The 19,082-nt window shown below is 57.1% G+C and carries 10 protein-coding genes and 4 pseudogenes; 4 read left to right on the top strand and 10 right to left on the bottom strand.

Translation table 11 applies throughout. The features are described 5' to 3' along the window. Positions 1-36: 36 nt before the first annotated feature. Positions 37-399 carry a response regulator gene (locus tag MEB48_RS21950; protein ID WP_237885992.1) on the bottom strand — a complete coding sequence of 121 codons (363 nt, stop codon included), beginning with the start codon at positions 397-399 and terminating at the stop codon, positions 37-39. A 292-nt stretch (positions 400-691) separates the two neighbouring features. Between MEB48_RS21950 and MEB48_RS21945 the strand changes: the two are divergent. Beyond that, a pseudogene (locus tag MEB48_RS21945) lies at positions 692-1,006 on the top strand (sensor histidine kinase); the annotation flags it as partial. 44 nt (positions 1,007-1,050) lie between these two features. Next, a complete protein-coding gene (locus tag MEB48_RS21940) occupies positions 1,051-1,428 on the top strand; it encodes a response regulator (RefSeq protein WP_007905602.1) in 378 nt (125 codons plus the stop codon). Between the two features lie 31 nt (positions 1,429-1,459). Here the strand turns inward: MEB48_RS21940 and MEB48_RS21935 are convergent, their stop codons facing one another. Next, positions 1,460-2,515, bottom strand: coding sequence for a tetratricopeptide repeat protein (locus tag MEB48_RS21935; protein ID WP_237885991.1), 1,056 nt, complete (start codon positions 2,513-2,515; stop codon positions 1,460-1,462). Positions 2,516-2,710: 195 nt separating this feature from the next. Between MEB48_RS21935 and MEB48_RS21930 the strand changes: the two genes are divergently transcribed. Further along, positions 2,711-7,003: a hypothetical protein gene (locus MEB48_RS21930; RefSeq protein ID WP_237885990.1), complete on the top strand. Its 4,293-nt coding sequence runs from the start codon at positions 2,711-2,713 to the stop codon at positions 7,001-7,003. 91 nt (positions 7,004-7,094) lie between these two features. Next, positions 7,095-7,341: pseudogene (locus tag MEB48_RS21925) on the top strand (HlyD family efflux transporter periplasmic adaptor subunit); the annotation flags it as partial. A gap of 213 nt (positions 7,342-7,554) precedes the next feature. On the opposite strand, the gene MEB48_RS21920 reads toward MEB48_RS21925, so the two are convergent. The 8 genes and pseudogenes from MEB48_RS21920 to MEB48_RS21885 all read right to left on the bottom strand — a co-directional run bounded on the left by MEB48_RS21920 (position 7,555) and on the right by MEB48_RS21885 (position 19,067). Beyond that, positions 7,555-8,976: an efflux transporter outer membrane subunit gene (locus tag MEB48_RS21920; protein ID WP_237885989.1), complete on the bottom strand. Its 1,422-nt coding sequence runs from the start codon at positions 8,974-8,976 to the stop codon at positions 7,555-7,557. Beyond that, positions 8,973-12,152, bottom strand: coding sequence for an efflux RND transporter permease subunit (locus tag MEB48_RS21915; protein ID WP_237885988.1), 3,180 nt, complete (start codon positions 12,150-12,152; stop codon positions 8,973-8,975). Before MEB48_RS21915 ends, MEB48_RS21920 begins: the two co-directional genes overlap by 4 nt. Before the next feature lie 15 nt (positions 12,153-12,167). After that, on the bottom strand, positions 12,168-13,421 hold the full coding sequence (gene mexE / locus MEB48_RS21910; protein ID WP_237885987.1) for a multidrug efflux RND transporter periplasmic adaptor subunit MexE: 1,254 nt from the start codon (positions 13,419-13,421) through the stop codon (positions 12,168-12,170). A 530-nt stretch (positions 13,422-13,951) separates the two neighbouring features. Beyond that, positions 13,952-14,982: pseudogene (gene antC, locus MEB48_RS21905) on the bottom strand (anthranilate 1,2-dioxygenase electron transfer component AntC). A gap of 8 nt (positions 14,983-14,990) precedes the next feature. Next, positions 14,991-15,284: pseudogene (locus MEB48_RS21900) on the bottom strand (Rieske 2Fe-2S domain-containing protein); the annotation flags it as partial. A 161-nt stretch (positions 15,285-15,445) separates the two neighbouring features. After that, complete coding sequence (locus MEB48_RS21895) at positions 15,446-17,011, bottom strand: BCCT family transporter (protein ID WP_237885986.1); 1,566 nt, start codon at positions 17,009-17,011, stop codon at positions 15,446-15,448. Between the two features lie 272 nt (positions 17,012-17,283). Continuing rightward, positions 17,284-18,720, bottom strand: a complete 1,437-nt coding sequence (locus tag MEB48_RS21890) for an NAD(P)(+) transhydrogenase (Re/Si-specific) subunit beta (RefSeq protein ID WP_237885985.1) — start codon at positions 18,718-18,720, stop codon at positions 17,284-17,286. Beyond that, positions 18,717-19,067: an NAD(P) transhydrogenase subunit alpha gene (locus MEB48_RS21885; RefSeq protein WP_237885984.1), complete on the bottom strand. Its 351-nt coding sequence runs from the start codon at positions 19,065-19,067 to the stop codon at positions 18,717-18,719. Before MEB48_RS21885 ends, MEB48_RS21890 begins: the two co-directional genes overlap by 4 nt. Between the last annotated feature and the right edge of the window lie 15 nt (positions 19,068-19,082).

The raw sequence follows: 19,082 nt of genomic DNA, 5'->3' as shown, positions 1-19,082 counted from the left end.
GGGTAGAGAGTGGAGAGAATCGGGGCGCGAGAAAAATCAGGTCTTAAGTATGCCCTTGACCTTGTCCCGCAACTGATCGATAGAGAATGGCTTGCCAATCAGATGCATGCCGTCCGGCACCTCGATGCTTTCGGCATAGCCGCTGGCGAACAGAATCGGCAACTCGGGACGCAGCATGCGCGCCTGCTTCGCCAGTTCCCGACCATCCATGACCGGCAACCCTACATCCGTCATCAGCAAATCGATGTCTTGCTCTTCATCGTTGAGGAACTCCAGCGCCATTTCACAGCCATCCGCCGCAAGCACCCGGAATTCCAGTTCCTCCAGCACATCGATGGTCAGCGTGCGCACGATGGCATCGTCTTCGACGACTAGAATGGTGGAGGCGTTGGTGGGCATAGTGGGCTCTCAAGGTTTGGTTTGTGGTGACGTCGATCGAAATCGCCGGGCCCTTGGCTGAGTCAGTGACGGATCACGACACGTTTGCGGCGCGCTATAAAAAACAATAGCCGCTCAGGAGCCGCACAGGATAACCGCTCCTTTGCGCCAGAGCAGTCAAATGCAGGGTTTTGCTGAAAAACATGTCGGAGAATTGGATCCGCTCGGCAGTTATGGAGCAAATCCGGTTACTTTCAACAGTTCGACAAGGCCTCCCCATGACCTCTGTGCCCGACCGCGTGTACCGGCTCCCAATGCGCTACGTTATGGCGTCAAGAGCCCGATCGACGTACGCGTGTACAATCAGGACGGGCAGGCGCTGGTTGAGGTTCAGGATCGCGGTATCGGGATCAGTGAAGAGAATCAGCAGCGCATTTTTCAGCAGTTCGAAAGGGTTGGCGCCACGGCCGTTGTCGCGGGGCTGGGTCTGGGATTGTTTATTTCGGAGCAGATTGTCGCCGCCCATGGTGGCTCCATCACCGTCGAGAGCCGGATTGGCGAAGGCGCCTTGTTTCGCGTTTGTCTGCCGCTGCAGGAAAACAGCCCGATAAACGCAACCTCTGATTGACCACACGGTCGTATCAGCAGCTATTGACTGAACAAAGGCTTTCCATGAGTGAAGATGCGCAAGATGTGGTACTGATCGTCGAGGATGACCCTTCGATCCTGATGGTACTGTCCGCTTATTTGTCGGGCGAGGGTTACCGGGTGCTGCAAGCCGAAAACGGCGAACAGGCCTTTGAAATTCTGGCGAGCAAACCGCATCTGGACATGATGATCACCGACTTCCGCCTGCCGGGGGGGATTTCTGGCGTGCAGATCGCCGAACCCGCCGTGAAGCTGCGACCGGAACTCAAGGTCATCTTCATCAGCGGCTATCCGCAGGAAATTCGCGAGACCGACAGCCCGATCACCCGCAAAGCGCCGATCCTGGGCAAGCCGTTCGATCTGGATGTGTTGCAACAGATCATGCAGGACATGTTGTCCTGACCGCACCGGCCCTCGCAGGCGCTTTTCAAGATTAAAGCCCTTGTTGCAACGCCGGGTCATCCGGGTTGAGCTGCTCCAGCTGTGCCAACAGGATCTGCACGTTCTGCAACTGTCCGCTTTCTTTCCAGTAGTTGATCAGCAGCACGCGCGCCTTGCGATCGGCCGGGTGGCGCTGGACGATTTCCTGTAGCTGGTTCTGCGCCGCTTCCAACTCTTGTTCGCCATGCAGCGTGGTGGCCAGGTCGTAGCGGTAATCCTTGTTGTTCGGCTCAAGCTCCACGGCTTTGGACAGACCGAGCAAAGCGAATTCGCTTTGACCGTGATGCAACAGCCACAATCCCAGGGCATGTTGCAAATAGGCCGAATCGGGTTGAGCCTTGAGTTGTTTGGCCAACAATTGTCGGGCAGCGTCGTTCTGCCCCAGTTTATCCAGCACCTCAATCTGCATTACCAGCGCCGGCAGGTTGTCCGGCGCCAGGCGCAACGTGTTTTCAAGCGCCTGCTGCGCCTCCTTGAATTCAGCATTGTGCAGATGCAAACGAGCCAGTTGATACTGGTTTTCAGCGCGTTGCGGCGCGCTTTTGAGTGCTTGCTGCCAGGCATCGATGGCCTGTTCCAGCGGTCCGAAATACAAGCCAAGGTCATCCGGCGAAAGCCCCAGCAAGGCATTGACTGCGGCAAACCGTACGTTCTGGTCACTGTCATCGAGCAAAGGCCCCAGCAACAGACTGCGCTGGCCACTGGGTACCAATCCGCTGATGCTTTTGATCGCCGCAATGCGCACTTCGGGTGATTCATGCTGCAAATCCGCATCGGCCAGTTTCAGGGCGACGGAGCTGGGGTAGTTGGGCAATTCTGCATGCAGCCAGATGCGCCGCTTGGGCGAAATATCCGGGCGCCCCAGTTGCTGATACAGCACCCGCGCGGCGCCCGGTTGACCGTTTCGGGCCGCCGCCAGCGCTTCGCTGTAACCGCGCTTGATCGCCTCTGGCACTACAGGAGTGGTGCTGCGCAGGAACGCCCACGAAAGGCCGATGGCCAACAGGATAGAGAGACTGATGATCAGGTAACGGCGAGACTTGGGCATGCAAAATCCGAGAGTGGCAACATTTGGCAAAGCTATCAGCTTCGGTCAGGCAGGGCTGTGAGTCAAACCTTGAGTCAGTGCAATGCGCATTTGACCGGTTTACAGGCACAACAACGCCATAAGCGGTTTTTAAAAGATCTATTCGAGGCCATTACTTAAGCTGGATGAAATGATTCTGGCCGAACGGAAAACTCAATGCCGCGCCCTTGTAATGCAACCTCTGCCGCGGGTTCTCCGACGGCACAGGTCTTGATTAACGATAATCGGCCACAGTCACGACTTTGCGATGCGTTATCCGGAGCCAGATCTAGCCCTGAAATCCTGCACATCGACTTTGGAACATTACCAAATGCCTCGAGATTGAATGCCGACTTGCCACCGCCAGTGCTGGCATGCCCAGCATTTATTGAATCTTATGGGGATTTTGTTAATCAAGCAGCCCTTGAGCGAGAGTGGTCAACACTTAAAGAGCACCTAAGAACTACTACGCTTTCGGAACAGGAAGTACTCGAAGTGTTGAGCAGCGGCATATTGCAAACGGAGACTGGCAAAGCCATTGCAGGATTGTTTGTTGACGCGATGTTGCGCTCGATACGACCGGTTGGGGAGCTGACTACCAGTCGACTGCGAGAAATCGCAGACGTGATTTGTCATTTGCCACCCGGCCAGTGGCAAGCGGCACTAGGGGAAAACACAAGATTTTTAAGCGGACAAAGCACAGAAGGCGTTACCGGGTATATCCAGTCACACTTGAATCGTTCACAAGCGCAACGGGATGAACGGATTGCCAACGATGAGTTAGTGCCGGATGCGCAATGGGAGGCAATCAAGCAGATAGCCAAACAAGCTCGATCCTATATTCGCCCAAGTGACAGCAAGCTCGACGGCAAACTGTTGATGCTCGAAGACATGCGTGACGTGCGCCCCATACCTCACGATGCGCACAAGGCACTGAGCGAATTCATTCGTGAGCTCAAGAGTCCGACAGATGAAATGCGCAAGCGTTGGCACCCTCGGTTTCCGGAGGCCGTCGAGGCTGTCCTCGCACAGATCAAGCCCATTGAGGCTACCCAGCAGACTTGGCTGGAATGGGTTGTCGGTCCCAGTTGGCTGGAAAGCTTTCCTGAGGGCCTGGGGACTTTTTTGGCGATGATGAATTCCTCAAAAGTGCAGGACGCGCGCCCATCGGCTGAGCGTGGCCCGACATTGCTGTCACATTTACAGACCATCGAGCGCAACGCCGATTTTTTCTCAAGTATCACCACGACCGGTCCGCGAATGCCCAAAGGATTCGTCGGTAAACTCTTATACGTGTGCAACGTGTTGGATACCTGTGGCAGCCTGAAACTGGACAATCGCCATATTTCAACATCGCGTCCCAATTCAGGGCCGAGCAATCAGGCCTGGAAAAATGGCGCGAACGAGCTTCCCGCCCGGCCGCTCGTTCCAGTGCCCGAGCAGCCGCAAGTAGCTACCCAACGAGTCATGACTCAAGCTTCGCTGGCGCAGTTCGCTGCACAAATCGACAGATTGATCGCAGGCAACATGATGCCTTGGGGCTCTGCTTATGCAGATGATTTAGACGAAGTCAGGCGCTGTCTGACTGAAGGAAACCATCTATCGAACATGGAGGTCATCAAAGAGCAGTTGCAAAGTTGGCTTGATCGAATGAGCGGTACTTTGATCGGTACCGGAGTCGCAGTCATGAGCCATACGGGTGATTTGATTGAGCGTAATCCGGGTAAAGCTCTTGGTGTGTTCGCTGCCTACGTGGCGATCAGTAATTTCTATGCCAACTGGTTCCTGCCTGAATCCGAAACCATGACAGACCCTTTGGCGGGGCAGGCACCCGATGCCGTCGATATGTCTGATGAAGATTTGCTGATTCTCGAAAATACACTCGACGGCGTGACTGATTTATTTGACGACATGCCTGATTTTGCAGAGATGGTGAAGCAACGTATCGATCAGAGCGACTACTTTGATCCTTTGGATGATCCACAGCTGAACGACGACCTGGAAGCGCTATTACAGCAGCCAGTACCCGGTGATCAAAATGTGGTTTATCAGGATTACCTGGATGAAATCATCCAGTTGGCAGAAGTGGACACCCTTGACGAGTTGGAAGATGACGGGGTAGCCGATTCAACGGCTCGCGGCACGACCCTGCCGGATACTTCACTCGCGACCAATTCCCCCGTAGGTGCTCGTCGCAAACGCGGTCTTGAAAGCGGTCCCAGTGCGTTCAGCCAAACGCTCGGGGGCAGCAGCTCTGTGCATTCGCTGATTGGGGCCACACTCCGTGCAGCGGAAGCTGAAATTGTCGTGCAACCTGGGAAACTAGTGGCTCCGGGGGTTACGGTTGAGCAGGCCGCCGAGATGGTTGAAACAGCCTTTATGGATTTACAAACGATTAGCGATCCATCGTTTTTTATGCGGTCGATCATTGAAAACGCAATTGATAACTCGCAATTACCTAAAGAAATAAAATCCACGCTGGACTGCAATACTATATTTAAGGTTAGCTACAAGTCGCTTGGCACACCTTGGGACGAACCCGGATACCCGGATGTCACGTACAGGGATAAATTGTTTAACTTGATTCAACTATTCTCCGGGCAGCATAAAAAGGCGAGAAAGTTGCGCGAAGAAATGTCAATACACTGGCCTGACGGCTATACACAGGATTTTAAGGCGACAGTAGAAGGGAATGATTTTGAAAAACTGTATGGCGCCAAAGTAAAAAGCGTGCTCTCTCAGCCAGCAGCTAAGAAGCTTTGGATGCTAGACAAAAAATCAGAACTTCATCGTTTGGTCGCGGCGTATGAAAAAAATGAAAATACGTCGAGTTTAAACAGAAAGGCTGCCAGGGAATTCTTGAGCGGCAATTTGAAGGCTTCTGTCGTCCGGATTAGAAATGGCGCTATGAGCGATTTCCAAGAATGCAGCAATGTCATTCATTTGGCTAGTCGAGGCTCTGCCGGGTTTTTTGTTTTTTTTGGTGGGAGCGGAACTGTTATTGAATATCCGGAAGATCTATTTAATCGAACAAAATCTATTGAGGAGTTTCCGGGTCTAAGAACTAAACTGTCCGATCGGATTTCCATTTTTGAGCGTGGTTCGCGGGGTGATTCCGATTTCAAATACAGCAACGGTCGTTTCAAGGTAGAGTTTTTTTCCTTTACGGTGCTCCACCCTGAGATAAAGGTAAGATTTCCCTATCCGAAAAAGGTACAGGGAAGTGCTCCTTATGCGCCCATTATGTTCGTTGCGGAATCCTGGACCGGTCAGGACGTCTATGAAACGCTTTTTGAAACGCTGCTTAAACAAGCGCAAGCCGATATAGACACATTGACTTCTACAAGCGACGAGCGCCTTTGGGATCTTTTACTGGAATTTGCGAGCAATACATTGGCCGCCATTTCACTCCTGATTGCACCACTTCCCGGCCCGAGTGCCGTAGTCAAAGGCTTGTCCATGTTGTTTGGCTTAGCCTCTTCGGGAACAGATTGGGCGCGCGGGGAGTTGGAAGACGATCCTGACATTGCGTATCAACACCAAGCCAACGCGCTGCGGGGCGCTCTTTTTGAGTTTGCCGGGCCTGTTATCGGAAAAGCTTTAGGTATTGATATTCCCAAGAGGGTCGGTAACCAGATCGCTGCGGCGACGGTGCAACGTTTCAAATCATCGAAATTTCTGGCCCATCAGTTACGAGAGCATTTACCGGGCTTTAAAGGGCCTTCGTCTCAACTTCTACGTACCGTTCAGAAGGTTAAGAAATGGATCCCGCCCATAGTTCGCGATCTCGCGATTATCGAGCAAAAATTTGAAAAGAAGTTTAAAAGCCACACTGTTATCAAAAAACTGAACCAATTAGGCAAAGGGCCACAGAAGGCGCAAAAGCTAATGGATCGAACAGGAGTGTCCTATTTTGCCAGTGCTGAAAAGGGCTACGTGTATCGAGGCTTCGTCATGCGTGGCGATATGCGTCCACCTCAAGACGTGTTTAAGAGTGGCTTTCAGTTGCGTACACCTATTACGGATATCAAGCAAGTGAATGGTTTTAATGGGGGGTTTGGAGGTGGGAAGAATGCCCTCGATCCCGATGGCATGGGCATATCGACTTCCCCCTTCTACAAGGATGGTGGCGCGGGTGCCTACCAGTACGGTGGAGGACGAGGAGGTTACACCTATGTCGTTGATGGAAGAGGTATCGATGGCTTTGACCTTTATAAAAATAGCAATTGGAAAAGCAATCCGAAATCAAAGCTGAACTCAAAGCCTTATGAGATCAACTATGGGGAAAGTATCCCGCCCTCCAAGATATTGGGGGCTTACGATCCTAAAGGTGTTTTCATCCCGAACCCCGATGCTGTTCAACGCAGCATCGCGTCGAGTATTCCTGCCGGGGGAAAAGACGTTCCAGTTCCCGGAAAGTTACTTTTTAATATCAAAATCGGCAACGGCGTGACCGAGTCACCCGCCTGATACGCATTCTCCCCGTCACCAAAGATGTGGCTACGCTTGCAAAAGAAGACGCCAAGAACATTCCCATGCAAGCGTTGCAGCAGTACTTCAAGGCGATCTTACCAACCTGCTGACGCGTCAGGGTTATTACGCCACTGCCGAAGGAGCGTTATTGGCGCTGGTGGACAGCGACTCGTTTTATATCAGCGGCTACTTTGATGAAACCAAGCTGCCGCGAATCGGGGAGGGCGACCGGGTCAGGGTCGAGTTGATGAGCGGCGAGACCTTCGGCGGCACCGTGCAAAAGCATCGCTTTTGCTATTGCCGACCGCGAAAACTCCCCCGGCAGTCGCCTGCTGAGACTCCGAGGCAACCTGTAGGAGCGAGCTTGCTCGCGAAAGCGGTAGGTCAGGCGACATCAATGTTGGCTGTACTGCCGTCTTCGCGAGCAAGCTCGCTCCTACAGGGATATGTGTTGAATTAAAGACCGACAAAAAAAAGCCCCGCGACCGAATGAGGCGCGGGGCAAAAGAATTGGTTGATTGCGGCCAACCAAAGGAGCTCTTTAAACGTTACTTGCTGGCGACCGTCTCTGGTTGCCAGCCGCCGCCAAGGGCTTTGTAGATGGCGACGATGCCCCGATACAAATCAACTTCGGCCTGGGCCTGGGTGTCTTCGGCTGCCAGGCGCTCACGCTGAGCATCGAGCAACACGAGGAAGTCCTCGGTGCCTTCGCGGTAGCGAATCTCGGCGAGATCGGCAGCGGCGCGGCTTGATTCGCTTTGACGAATCAGTGAGATCAGGCGCTGCTGACGTTTGCCGTAATCGCTGAAGGCGTTTTCCGACTCTTCCAGCGCCAACAGTACTTGCTGCTCGTAGGTCGCCAGGGCGCCTTCGGCTTCAGCATTGGCACCGCGCAAACGGGCGCGCACGCTGCCCAGGTCGAACGCCGCCCAGGTAATGCTTGGGCCCAGTGCCCAGGCGTTGGCCGCCGAAGAACCGATCTGCGATCCGCGTCCGGCAGTGAAGCCGAGGAAGCCGCTGAGGCTGACCCGTGGGAACAAGTCAGCCTTGGCCACGCCGATACGGGCGGTGGCGGCCGCCAGTTGGCGTTCGGCGCTGCGGATGTCCGGACGCCGTTGCAGCAGTTCGCCCGGATCACCGATCGGCAGGGCCTTGGCGATGGCCGGCAAGTCTTTTGGACTCAAATCGACGCTCAGTTTGTCCGGACGCTCACCCAGCAGGGTGGCGATGCGGTTGCGCTGACGCACCTGTTCGGCCTGCAGCTGCGGCACGCTGGCTTCGACAGACGCCAGGCGCGCATCGGCGCGAACCACGTCCAGCTGATCGCCGACACCGGCATCACGCAGGCTTTCGGTGATCTTGCGCGACTCCTGCTGGTTGTTCAGGTTCGCCAGAGCGATCTTTTCCCGTAGCTGTGCGCCACGCAGTTGGCCATAGGCGTCCACCAGTTCGGCAATCATGGTGACTTGCAGTTGGTAAAGATCGGCTTCGGCGGCCTGCTGTTCGGCGTCGCTGGATTCCAGGTTGCGCTGGATGCGACCGAACAAGTCCAGTTCCCAGGCCATGTCCAGGCCCAGGTCATAGCGTTCGCTGCTGACACGGTCGGTGGTCTGGCCGGGAATCTGTCCTTTGGCCAGATCACTGCTGGCGCGGCTGGTGATGGTCGGCATGGCGTCATTGCTGACGTCATCGCGAATCGCCCGGGCTGCTTTCCAGCGAGCGAAGGCCACGCGCAAATCGCGGTTGCCTTGCAAGGATTGCGTCACCAACTGGTTGAGGGTCGGATCGTCGAACTGCTGCCACCAGATGCCTTCGAAACGGGCGCGGTCGAAGTTCTTCTGACCGGCGCTGCCATCGGTGGCGGCCGTGATGTTGGCCGCCTCCGTCGCTGGGGTTTTGTAATCCGGGCCAACGGCGCAGGCACTCAGGGCCAGTACCAGAAGGCTCGGCAGGAAGGCTTTCAGGCTCATTGTTGCGCCTCCAGTTTCAGGGCTTTGGCCGCTTTACGCGCTTCACCGCGCTCCACAAAGTTGCGAATCAGTACGTAGAACACCGGCGTCAGCAACAGACCGAAGAAGGTCACCCCGAGCATCCCGGAGAACACTGCCACACCCATGGCATGACGCATTTCGGCACCGGCACCGCTGGAGAAGACCAGAGGCACAACACCCATGATGAACGCGAAGGAGGTCATCAGGATCGGCCGCAGACGCAGACGGCAAGCTTCCAGCACCGCGGCCAGCGGGCCGAGGCCTTCTTCCTGTTTATCCTTGGCAAACTCGACGATCAGAATCGCATTCTTACAGGCAAGTCCCACCAGTACGATCAAGCCGATCTGGGTGAAGATGTTGTTGTCGCCGCCCGAGGCAATCACACCGGTAATGGCCGACAGCAGGGTCATCGGTACGATCAGGATCACCGCCAGTGGCAGGCTCCAGCTTTCGTATTGCGCCGCGAGCACCAGGAACGCCAGCAGTACGCAGAGCGGGAACACGAACAGCGCGGTGTTGCCGGACAGAATCTGCTGGTAGGTCAGGTCGGTCCACTCGTAGGTCATGCCGTTGGGCAATTCGTCCTTGAGCAGTTTCTCGATGGCTTTCTCGGCCTGGCCAGAGCTGTAGCCGGGGGCTGCCGCACCGTTGATTTCAGCGGTGATGAAGCCGTTGTAGTGCATCACGCGGTCCGGGCCCGAGGTGTCGCTGACCTTGATGAAGGTCGCCAGCGGAATCATCTCGCCCCGGTTGTTACGCACTTTCAGCTGACCGATCTGGTCCGATTCGAGACGGAACTGCTGCTCAGCCTGAACGTTGACCTGATAGGTGCGACCGAAGCGGTTGAAGTCGTTGGCATACAGCGAACCCAGATAGATCTGCAGGGTGTCGAAGATGTCGCTGACGGCTACGCCGTGGGTCTTGGCTTTTTCCCGGTCGATGGCGGCATCGACCTGCGGCACGTTCACGGTGTAGCTGGTGAACAGGCCCGCCAGTTCCGGCACGCTGTGGCTTTTGGTGATGATGTTCATGGTTTCTTTGTACAGCTCGTCATAGCCCAGGTTGCCCCGGTCCTCGATCTGCAGGCGGAAACCGCCAATAGTCCCCAGGCCTTGTACCGGCGGTGGCGGGAAGATCGCCATGTAGGCTTCCTGAATCCCCGCATATTGGCCGTTCAATGCACCGGCAATCGCACCGGCGGACATGCTCGGATCCTTGCGCTCGTCGAACGGTTTCAGGGTGACGAACACGATGCCGGCGTTCGGGCTGTTGGTGAAGCCGTTGATCGACAGACCCGGGAAGGCCACCGCGCTTTCCACGCCAGGCTGTTTCAGGGCCAGGTCGGACATGCGCTTGATCACATCTTCGGTACGGTCCAGGCTCGCGGCGTCCGGCAGTTGCGCGAAGGCCACCAGGTATTGCTTGTCCTGGCCGGGTACGAAACCGGTCGGGGTATTGGAGAACCCGAAGAAGGTCAACACCATCAGGCCGGCGTACACCAGCAGGGCGATACCGCTGCTGCGGATAACCCGGCCCACGGTGCCGACATAACCATGGCTGGCCTTGTCAAAGAAGCGGTTGAACGGACGGAATAACCAGCCACCAAAGATCTTGTCCAGAACCTTGGAGAAACGGTCTTTCGGCGCGTCATGGCTCTTGAGCAACACGGCGGCCAGCGCTGGCGACAAGGTCAGCGAGTTGAAGGCCGAGATCACGGTCGAAATGGCAATCGTCAGGGCAAACTGTTTATAGAACTGCCCGGTCAAGCCAGAGATGAACGCAGCCGGGATAAACACCGCACACAGTACCAGCGCCGTCGCAATGATCGGGCCGGTCACTTCGCGCATCGCACGCTTGGTGGCTTCTACCGGGGTTAATCCGAGCCCGATGTTTCGCTCGACGTTCTCCACCACCACAATCGCATCGTCGACCACAATACCGATGGCCAGTACCAGCCCGAACAGCGACAGGGCATTCAATGAGAAGCCGAACAGGTGCATCACGGCAAACGTACCGATCAGCGAAACCGGCACCGCCACCAACGGGATGATCGAGGCGCGCCAGGTCTGCAGGAACAGGATCACCACGAGCACAACGAGGATCAGCGCTTCGAAGAGGGTGTGAACCACCGCCTCGATGGAGCCGCGCACGAAGATCGTCGGGTCGTAGACGATGCTGAAGTCCATGCCTTGCGGGAAGTTCTTCTTCAGCTCGGCCATTTTCTCCCGAACGTCGTTGGAGATCTGGATCGCGTTGGAGCCAGGGCGCTGGAAGATTGGGATCGCCACCGCCGGCTGGTTGTTCAGCAAGGAACGCAGGGCATATTGGCTGGAGCCGAGTTCGACGCGAGCAATGTCTTTCAGGCGAGTGATTTCACCATTTTCGCCGGAGCGGATAATGATGTTCTCGAACTCTTCCTCGGAAACCAGACGGCCTTGGGTGTTGACCGACAGCTGGAACGCGGTGGCATTCGGCGCAGGCGGAGCGCCCAGGGCACCGGCCGCCACTTGACGGTTTTGTTCACGAATCGCGGTGACCACATCGGTCGCGGTCAGGTTGCGCGAAGCAGTCTTGTTCGGATCGAGCCACACCCGTAGCGAGTAGTCGCCCATGCCGAACAGCTGCACATCACCGACACCGCCCAGACGCGCCAGCTCATCCTTGATGTTGAGCAAGGCGTAGTTGGACAGGTAGAGCATGTCGTAGCGTTTGTCCGGCGAGGTCAAGTGCACAACCATGGTCAGGTCGGGCGACGCCTTGTCCACGGTGATACCGATGCGCGTCACCTCCTCGGGAAGTTTGGGCTCGGTCCGGGTTACGCGGTTCTGAACCTGTACCTGCGCGTTGTCCAGGTCAGTGCCCAGGGCGAAGGTGATGGTCAGGGTGATTTTGCCGTCAGCGGTGGATTGCGAGGACATGTACAGCATGTTCTCGACGCCGGTGATGGCTTGCTCCAACGGAGCGGCCACGGTTTCACCGATGACTTTAGGGTTGGCGCCCGGGAAGTTGGCACGCACCACCACGGTCGGTGGCACGACTTCCGGGTATTCGCTGATCGGTAACTGGAACAGCGAGATGGCACCGGCGATCAGGATCAGCAGCGACAGTACCGCTGCGAAGATCGGCCGTGAAATGAAGAATTGGGAAAAATTCATCGGAGTTATCGCCCCTTAACCGCGTGGAGTCGCAGCAGCCACTTTCACAACCGTGCCCGGCGCGACCTTGGCAGGTGCGACTTGGGGCAGGTTGCTGGCTTCCAGCGCTTGTCGTTGTTGAGCCAGAGCAGCGAGGGTTTGTTCGCTGGCCATCGGGATCACTTCAGGGGTGACCGGTGAGCCAGGGCGAACCCGTTGCAAGCCCTTGACGATGATGGTGTCGTCCTTGTTCAGGCCGCTGCGCACGATGCGCAGCCCTTCGATCTTCGGACCCAGCTCGACAGGGCGGTAAGCCGTTTTGTTGTCGGCATCCATCACCAGCACGAACTTTTTACCCAGGTCGGTACCGACCGCTTCGTCGTTGATCAACACCGCGGAGTAAGTGCCGCTGCCCACCAGTTTCAGGCGTGCGTAAAGACCCGGGGTGTAGGTGCCGTCGCTATTGTCGAACACCGCACGACCGCGGATGGTGCCGGTCTTCGGGTTGACCTGGTTGTCGACGAAGTTCATCTGGCCCTGGTGCGGGTTGCCATCTTCATTGGACAGGCCCAGGTAAACCGGCGTGGTTGCGCCGCGTTGGCCCTGGCGGGCGAGCTGGGTGTATTTGAGGAAGACTCGCTCGTCGGCGTCGAAGTAGGCGTAGACCTTGTCGGTGGATACTACGCTGGTCAGCGCGGTGGTATCGGCGGTCACCAGGTTGCCGGCGGTGATTTCCGCGCGACTGACACGGCCACTGATAGGCGCCGTGACGCGGGTGAAGCTCAGGTTCAGTTTGGCCAGATCCAGTTGAGCCTGGAGGGCGCCGACAGCAGCGCGGGCTTCTTGAGCCGCGCTGGTGCGCGAGTCGGCGAGTTCGGCGGAAATCGCATTGCTGGTGCGCAGACGTTCGCCGCGTTGGGCTTCATTTTCGCTGCGGGTGGCGGTGGCGCGAGCTTGGGCAACCAGGGCTTCGAGGCGGCGGACCTCAGACTGGAAGGGGCGAGGGTCGATCTGGAACAACAGATCGCCTTTCTTGACCAGCGCGCCTTCGGTGAAGGCCACGTCATCGATCTGCCCGGAGACCCGTGGACGAATCTCTACCGTTTCCGGCGCTTCAAGGCGCCCGGTGAATTCGTCCCACTCGTTGACCGGTTGTTCCAGCACCTTGGCCACACTGACTTTGGCCGCGGGCATCGTGGCGGCAGCGTCCGGAGTCTTGCCGCAAGCGCTCATCACCAGCACGGCCAACAGGGCCAAGGGGAAGCGCAAATGTTTGAGTGACTGTTCCATGGATGCATCCGCCAATGTATTGAGATGGACGGATGATGCTTGGCGGGGGTGTATGGCACGAATCGAATGGGGCGAAGGTAACTATCATCCGGAATGATATAAGCCCAAAGGGAGCCCTCTAGCATGCACCTTCCATGAGTGGGCTATCAAATGAAATGATGACAATTGTGTGTTACTGGGAGTGCAAGGGATTGGCTTGAAACCGTGTCGCGGCTTTCGCGGGCAAGCCTCAATGCCAGTCAGTTAAGCCGCGAAACCCTGTAGGAGCGAGCTTGCTCGCGAAGACGGCGGCACAGCAAACATTGATGTTGCCTGACCCACCGCTTTCGCGAGCAAGCTCGCTCCTACAGGAATTTCGCTTAACTGACTGGCATTGGGGCAAGCCTCGCTCCTACGGTTGATCGCGTTCTTCTGTAGGAGCGAGGCTTGCCCGCGAAGAGGCCATCAGCGCAGTACAAAAATAAAACCCGCCTCGCAGGTTCGGTCAACTGTGCCTGTGCGCTCTGAGTTCCAGACACTCCCCTCGGTTCTTAATGTTTTGAATTGCTCTGGATGAACTTCTCGTAAAACATCTGGAATCTTTCTATTTGCTGCTCGTTGAACCAGGTCTTGACCGCTTCGACCATGGGAGGAGGGCCGCACAAATAAATGTCGAATGGATCAGCCTCTAACGCATTCCGATCAAAGTGATCAGGAATCCATCCGGTTTTTCCTGTCCACTGCCCTGATGGCTTCGACACGATAAGGTGGTAGTCGAAATCAGCGATGCGTTCGCGATAGCCCGCCAAACGTTGGGTTTCGCAGAGGTCATTGTCCTGTGTGACACCATAGAACAGCTGGATCGGGTGCCCACAGCCACCTTTTTCCGCAATGTTATCCAGCATCCCAAGGAAAGCCGACAGGCCGGTTCCTCCTGCCACCAGTACCAGAGGCTTGGTCACTTGGCGTAGATAAAAACTACCCAGAGGGGCCTCGAACTCGATGATTTGACCGGGTTGGCAATGTTCACGGATGAAGTTGCTCATCACTCCATCAGGCAGGAGTCGGATGAGAAATTGAAGCTGGTTAGTGGGATTGGGCCGGTTCGCGAAAGAGTAGGAGCGCCACTCACTGGTTCCAGGTACATGCAATCGTGCGTATTGCCCTGGAAGAAAATCCAGCTGCTGCGGGCTGGAGCCAGCGTCGATATGAAGTATCGCGGTAGTGGCTGAAACCTGCTCCACACGGTAATCACCGCTTGCAATAATTGGGTTGCCCCAGCGTTGCACAAGCTCGAATCGAAGTCGAAATAGAACGAGGCATCCGATTGCACTCGGGTCTGGCAAGAGAGCATTTTGCGCTGTGCCAGATCGTGTTCGGACAAAGCCTCGTCATCGACATAATCTTGAGTGAATTGACCTGATTCGCAGCGGCCCTGGCAGGTGCCACAGACGCCTTCGCGACAGTCCAGCGGAATGTTCACGCCATTGCGCAGCGCGGCGTCGAGCAGCAGTTCGTTGGGTTTGACCTCGAAGAACGAGGTCTTGCCGTCGGCGAAGCTGAAAGCGACTTTATGGTTCATGACAAGGTGCCCCGATGCTGACAAGCGTTGATCAGCGCGTGAAGCTGATGGTTGCCATCGCGGGTGATGATCATTGGCTGACGACCTGCACGCATCGTCAGGAAATCATTGGGGTTGGCGATTTCACTTTCGTGGCAGGCGTAGATCCAGTTCTTCTCGAAGATCAATTCCATCTCCAGATCGAACAGTTCCGGCTCTGTAAACATGTCACGGGCGGTACGATAGATGCCTTCAGCCGGCCGGAAATCCAGACAGCCCTGAATGTAGTCTTGCCACTGTGCAATGCTTCTAGTGCTGTTCATCAGGTACACCCTTTTTGTAGTTTTAGGCACAACCCGATTGAAAGCCTTTCTGTGCAGTGCAGCTATCCGGATTCGAGGCGATATCTGTCCGTTTCTTGGGGGTGGGATCGATTTGGATGAGCGCTGCGCAGGCAAGCTTCTGCTCGCGCGACATGGAAGCTTCAATCCGAAGCGACACGCTCTGGATCGCTGGCGACGTCATCCTGCTCACGCGCCTCGCTAAACTGCAGGTCATCCAGCAGAGCCTTCCACAGCGACACGCACATCCCGATCATCACCAGCAGGAACGGCGCGGCGACGATGATGGCCGCGGTCTGCAGCCCACCCAGTCCGCCCATTACCAGCAGCACCGAGGCCGCCGCTCCGGCCAACGTGCCCCATAGCACCACCAGCCAGCGCGGCGGCTCCAGATTGCCGCGGGCGCACAGCATGCCCATGACGATGGAGCCCGCGTCGGCCCCCGAGATGAAGAACACGCCGACCAGCACCATGGCCGCAAACGAGGTCAGCATCGCGGCGGGATACTGAGCCAGCAGCGCGAAGAGCGCCACTGCCGGCCCCTGGTCATTCACTACGGCGGCGATGCCACCGGCGCCTGCCAACTCCGAGTGCAGGGCCGCGCCCCCCATGATTGAGAACCACACCATCGTCACCCCACTGGGAATGAAAATGACGCAGACGACGAATTCGCGAATGGTGCGCCCGCGAGAGATTCGCGCGATGAAGGTGCCCACGAACGGCGCCCAGGAGATCCACCAGGCCCAGTAGAAGATGGTCCAACCGGCGAGCCACTTACCGTCACTGAAGGCCGCGGTGCGAAATGACATCGGCACCAACTCACGGATGTATTCGCCCAGCGACGCGACCAGCATATTCACGATGAACACGCTGGGGCCCACTGCCGCCAGGAACAGCAATAGCAGCGCTGCAATCACCATGTTGACATTGCTCAGGAACTGCACCCCCTTGCCCACGCCGGATATCGCGGAGAGGATGAAGAGCACCGTCATCGCCGCGATGATCGTCAATGCAATGCCATTCGATTCGCCGGTGTGCCATAGATAGTTCAGGCCGCTGTTGATTTGCTGCGCGCCCAGGCCGAGCGAGGTGGCGGTGCCGAAAAGAGTGGCCAGAACCGCCAGCACATCGATCGATTTGCCCAATGGCCCGCGCACGCCGGCCTCGCCGATCAGCGGCGTAAAGGCGCTGGATATCAGGTTCGGCAGCCCCTTGCGGAATGAGAAATAGGCAATAACCAGACCGACGATGGCGTAGATCGCCCAAGGGTGGAACGCCCAGTGGAAATAGGCGTACTGCATGGCCAGCTTGGCGGCTTCCCTGGAGTGCGGCTGCGCCAGTCCGTGCGGTGGCGTCGCAAAGTGCGTAATCGGCTCGGCCACACCCCAGAACATCAGCCCGATGCCCATGCCGACGCTGAACATCATCGCGATCCACGATGAAGTGCTGAATTCGGGTTGCTCCCCGTCCTTGCCCAGCGTGATTCGGCCGAAACGGCCGAAGGCCAGGAACAGCGCGAAGCCCAGGAAAAACACGGTGGAGATGACAAAACTCCAACCGAACTCGTCGATGATGGTGTCCAACAGCGTCTGCAACGTCGTCGCCATGGCCTTGGGCAAGAGCGCCCCCCAGGCGACGAACGAGGCTGAAATCACGGCGGCCACCCAGAAAACGACTTTGTCGATGGGTGACCCAGGTGTTTTTTGCATACTCCCTCCTCCAGTAAGGTGTGGAGCCCGCTGCGACGGGCGATAGCTATTGCCCCTTATGGTCGCTCGCCAAGTGAACCGCGGCTTACGCGTAGACGATTTCCACTGGTCCGATCACGACAGCTGTGTCAGCAGAACAAATGTGGGCTGAAGAAAACTCAGGCCGTGGCTCAGTGCGACGCTGGCCACGGGATCCCCTCCCAGGATGTGGGCGAATCTCATTCATCCCAGCCTATTGAAGGCCCAAGTTTTGGAGCGCGCTGGAGAAGGCTTTAGTCGACCGCTTTGACCATGTCTTCGATGACTTTCTTGGCGTCGCCGAACACCATCATGGTCTTGTCCAGGTAGAACAGTTCGTTGTCCAGACCGGCATAGCCGCTGGCCATCGAGCGCTTGTTGACGATGATGGTCTTGGCCTTGAACGCTTCGAGAATCGGCATGCCGGCTATCGGCGATTTCGGATCGTTTTTGGCCGCCGGGTTGACCACGTCGTTGGCGCCAAGCACCAGTACCACGTCGGTCTGGCCGAATTCTGAGTTGATGTCGTCCATCTCGAACACTTGTTCGTAAGGCACTTCGGCCTCGGCCAGCAACACGTTCATGTGCCCCGGCATGCGCCCGGCAACCGGGTGAATGGCGAACTTCACGGTGACGCCAAGGTGAGTCAGTTTCTCCGCTAACTCCATCAGTGAGTGTTGGGCGCGCGCTACTGCCAGGCCATAGCCGGGCACGATGATCACGCTATCGGCGTTGGTCAGCAAAAACGCAGCATCGTCGGACGAGCCGGACTTCACCGGGCGCGCTTCCTTGGAGCCGGCAGGACCCGCCACATCGGCTGCGCCGCCGAAACCGCCGAGGATCACGTTGAAGAACGAACGGTTCATCGCCTTGCACATGATGTACGAGAGGATCGCACCGGACGAACCGACCAGCGAGCCGGCAATGATCAGCATCGAGTTGTTCAGCGAGAAGCCGATACCCGCTGCCGCCCAGCCGGAGTAGCTGTTGAGCATCGACACCACGACGGGCATGTCGGCGCCGCCGATCGGGATGATGATCAGCACGCCCATCACGAAGGCCAGGGCCAGCATCAGGGCGAAGGCGCTCAAGTTACCGGTCAGTGTGAAGGTCAGGCCCAGGCCCAGCGTCGCCAGACCCAGCAGCAGGTTCAGCTTGTGCTGACCCGTGAACTGGACCGGCGCCCCCTGGAACAGACGGAACTTGTACTTGCCCGACAGCTTGCCGAAGGCGATCACCGAACCGGAGAAGGTGATGGCACCGATGGCCGCGCCGAGGAACAGCTCCAGACGGTTACCCGCCGGAATCGGATCACCCAGCAGTTTAACGATGCCCAGAGACTGCGGCTCGACCACCGCCGCAATGGCGATGAACACGGCGGCCATACCGATCATGCTGTGCATGAAGGCGACCAGTTCTGGCATCTTGGTCATCTCGACGCGCTTGGCCATGATCGAGCCGGCGGTGCCGCCGACCAGCAGGCCGACAATGACGTAACCGATGCCGGCAGTAGTCAGCTCAGCGCCCAGCTTATAGATGAGGCCCACGGTAGTAAGGATCGCCAGCGCCATACCGAGCATGCCGTAGACATTGCCGCGCCGCGACGTGGTGGGGTGCGACAGGCCTTTGAGGGCCTGGATGAAGCAGATCGATGCGATCAAATACAGGGAGGTAACCAGGTTCATGCTCATGCTTTTTGCACCTCGACAGGCACTGCTGCCTTGGTCGTTGGAGTTTTCGCAGGTGCCGTTTTTTTCTTGAACATCTCAAGCATTCTGCGAGTCACGAGGAAACCACCAAACACGTTCACGGCCGCCAGCGCCACCGCCAGGGTGCCCATGGTCTTGCCCAATGGGGTCACGGTCAGCGCCGCCGCCAGCATGGCGCCGACGATCACAATCGCCGAAATGGCGTTGGTCACCGCCATCAGCGGCGTGTGCAGGGCAGGGGTCACGTTCCACACCACGTGGTAACCGACATAGATCGCCAGCACGAAGATGATCAGGTTGTAGATACCGGGGGAGATAAGCTCTTCCATCGTCTGAATCCTTGC

The sequence above is a fragment of the Pseudomonas sp. PGPR40 genome (genome assembly GCF_022014505.1).
Classification (GTDB): Bacteria; Pseudomonadota; Gammaproteobacteria; order Pseudomonadales; family Pseudomonadaceae; genus Aquipseudomonas.
Note: the sequence above shows the minus strand (reverse complement) of the source record. Positions and strands in the feature narration are given on the sequence as shown.

What these genes read in the sequence shown, in the direction of transcription:
- MEB48_RS21950 (WP_237885992.1), bottom strand. Translation starts at nt 399, where the DNA reads ATGCCCACCAACGCCTCCACCATTCTAGTCGTCGAAGACGATGCCATC.
- MEB48_RS21940 (WP_007905602.1), top strand. Translation starts at nt 1,051, where the DNA reads ATGAGTGAAGATGCGCAAGATGTGGTACTGATCGTCGAGGATGACCCT.
- MEB48_RS21935 (WP_237885991.1), bottom strand. Translation starts at nt 2,515, where the DNA reads ATGCCCAAGTCTCGCCGTTACCTGATCATCAGTCTCTCTATCCTGTTG.
- MEB48_RS21930 (WP_237885990.1), top strand. Translation starts at nt 2,711, where the DNA reads ATGCCGCGCCCTTGTAATGCAACCTCTGCCGCGGGTTCTCCGACGGCA.
- MEB48_RS21920 (WP_237885989.1), bottom strand. Translation starts at nt 8,976, where the DNA reads ATGAGCCTGAAAGCCTTCCTGCCGAGCCTTCTGGTACTGGCCCTGAGT.
- MEB48_RS21915 (WP_237885988.1), bottom strand. Translation starts at nt 12,152, where the DNA reads ATGAATTTTTCCCAATTCTTCATTTCACGGCCGATCTTCGCAGCGGTA.
- mexE (WP_237885987.1), bottom strand. Translation starts at nt 13,421, where the DNA reads ATGGAACAGTCACTCAAACATTTGCGCTTCCCCTTGGCCCTGTTGGCC.
- MEB48_RS21895 (WP_237885986.1), bottom strand. Translation starts at nt 17,011, where the DNA reads ATGCAAAAAACACCTGGGTCACCCATCGACAAAGTCGTTTTCTGGGTG.
- MEB48_RS21890 (WP_237885985.1), bottom strand. Translation starts at nt 18,720, where the DNA reads ATGAGCATGAACCTGGTTACCTCCCTGTATTTGATCGCATCGATCTGC.
- MEB48_RS21885 (WP_237885984.1), bottom strand. Translation starts at nt 19,067, where the DNA reads ATGGAAGAGCTTATCTCCCCCGGTATCTACAACCTGATCATCTTCGTG.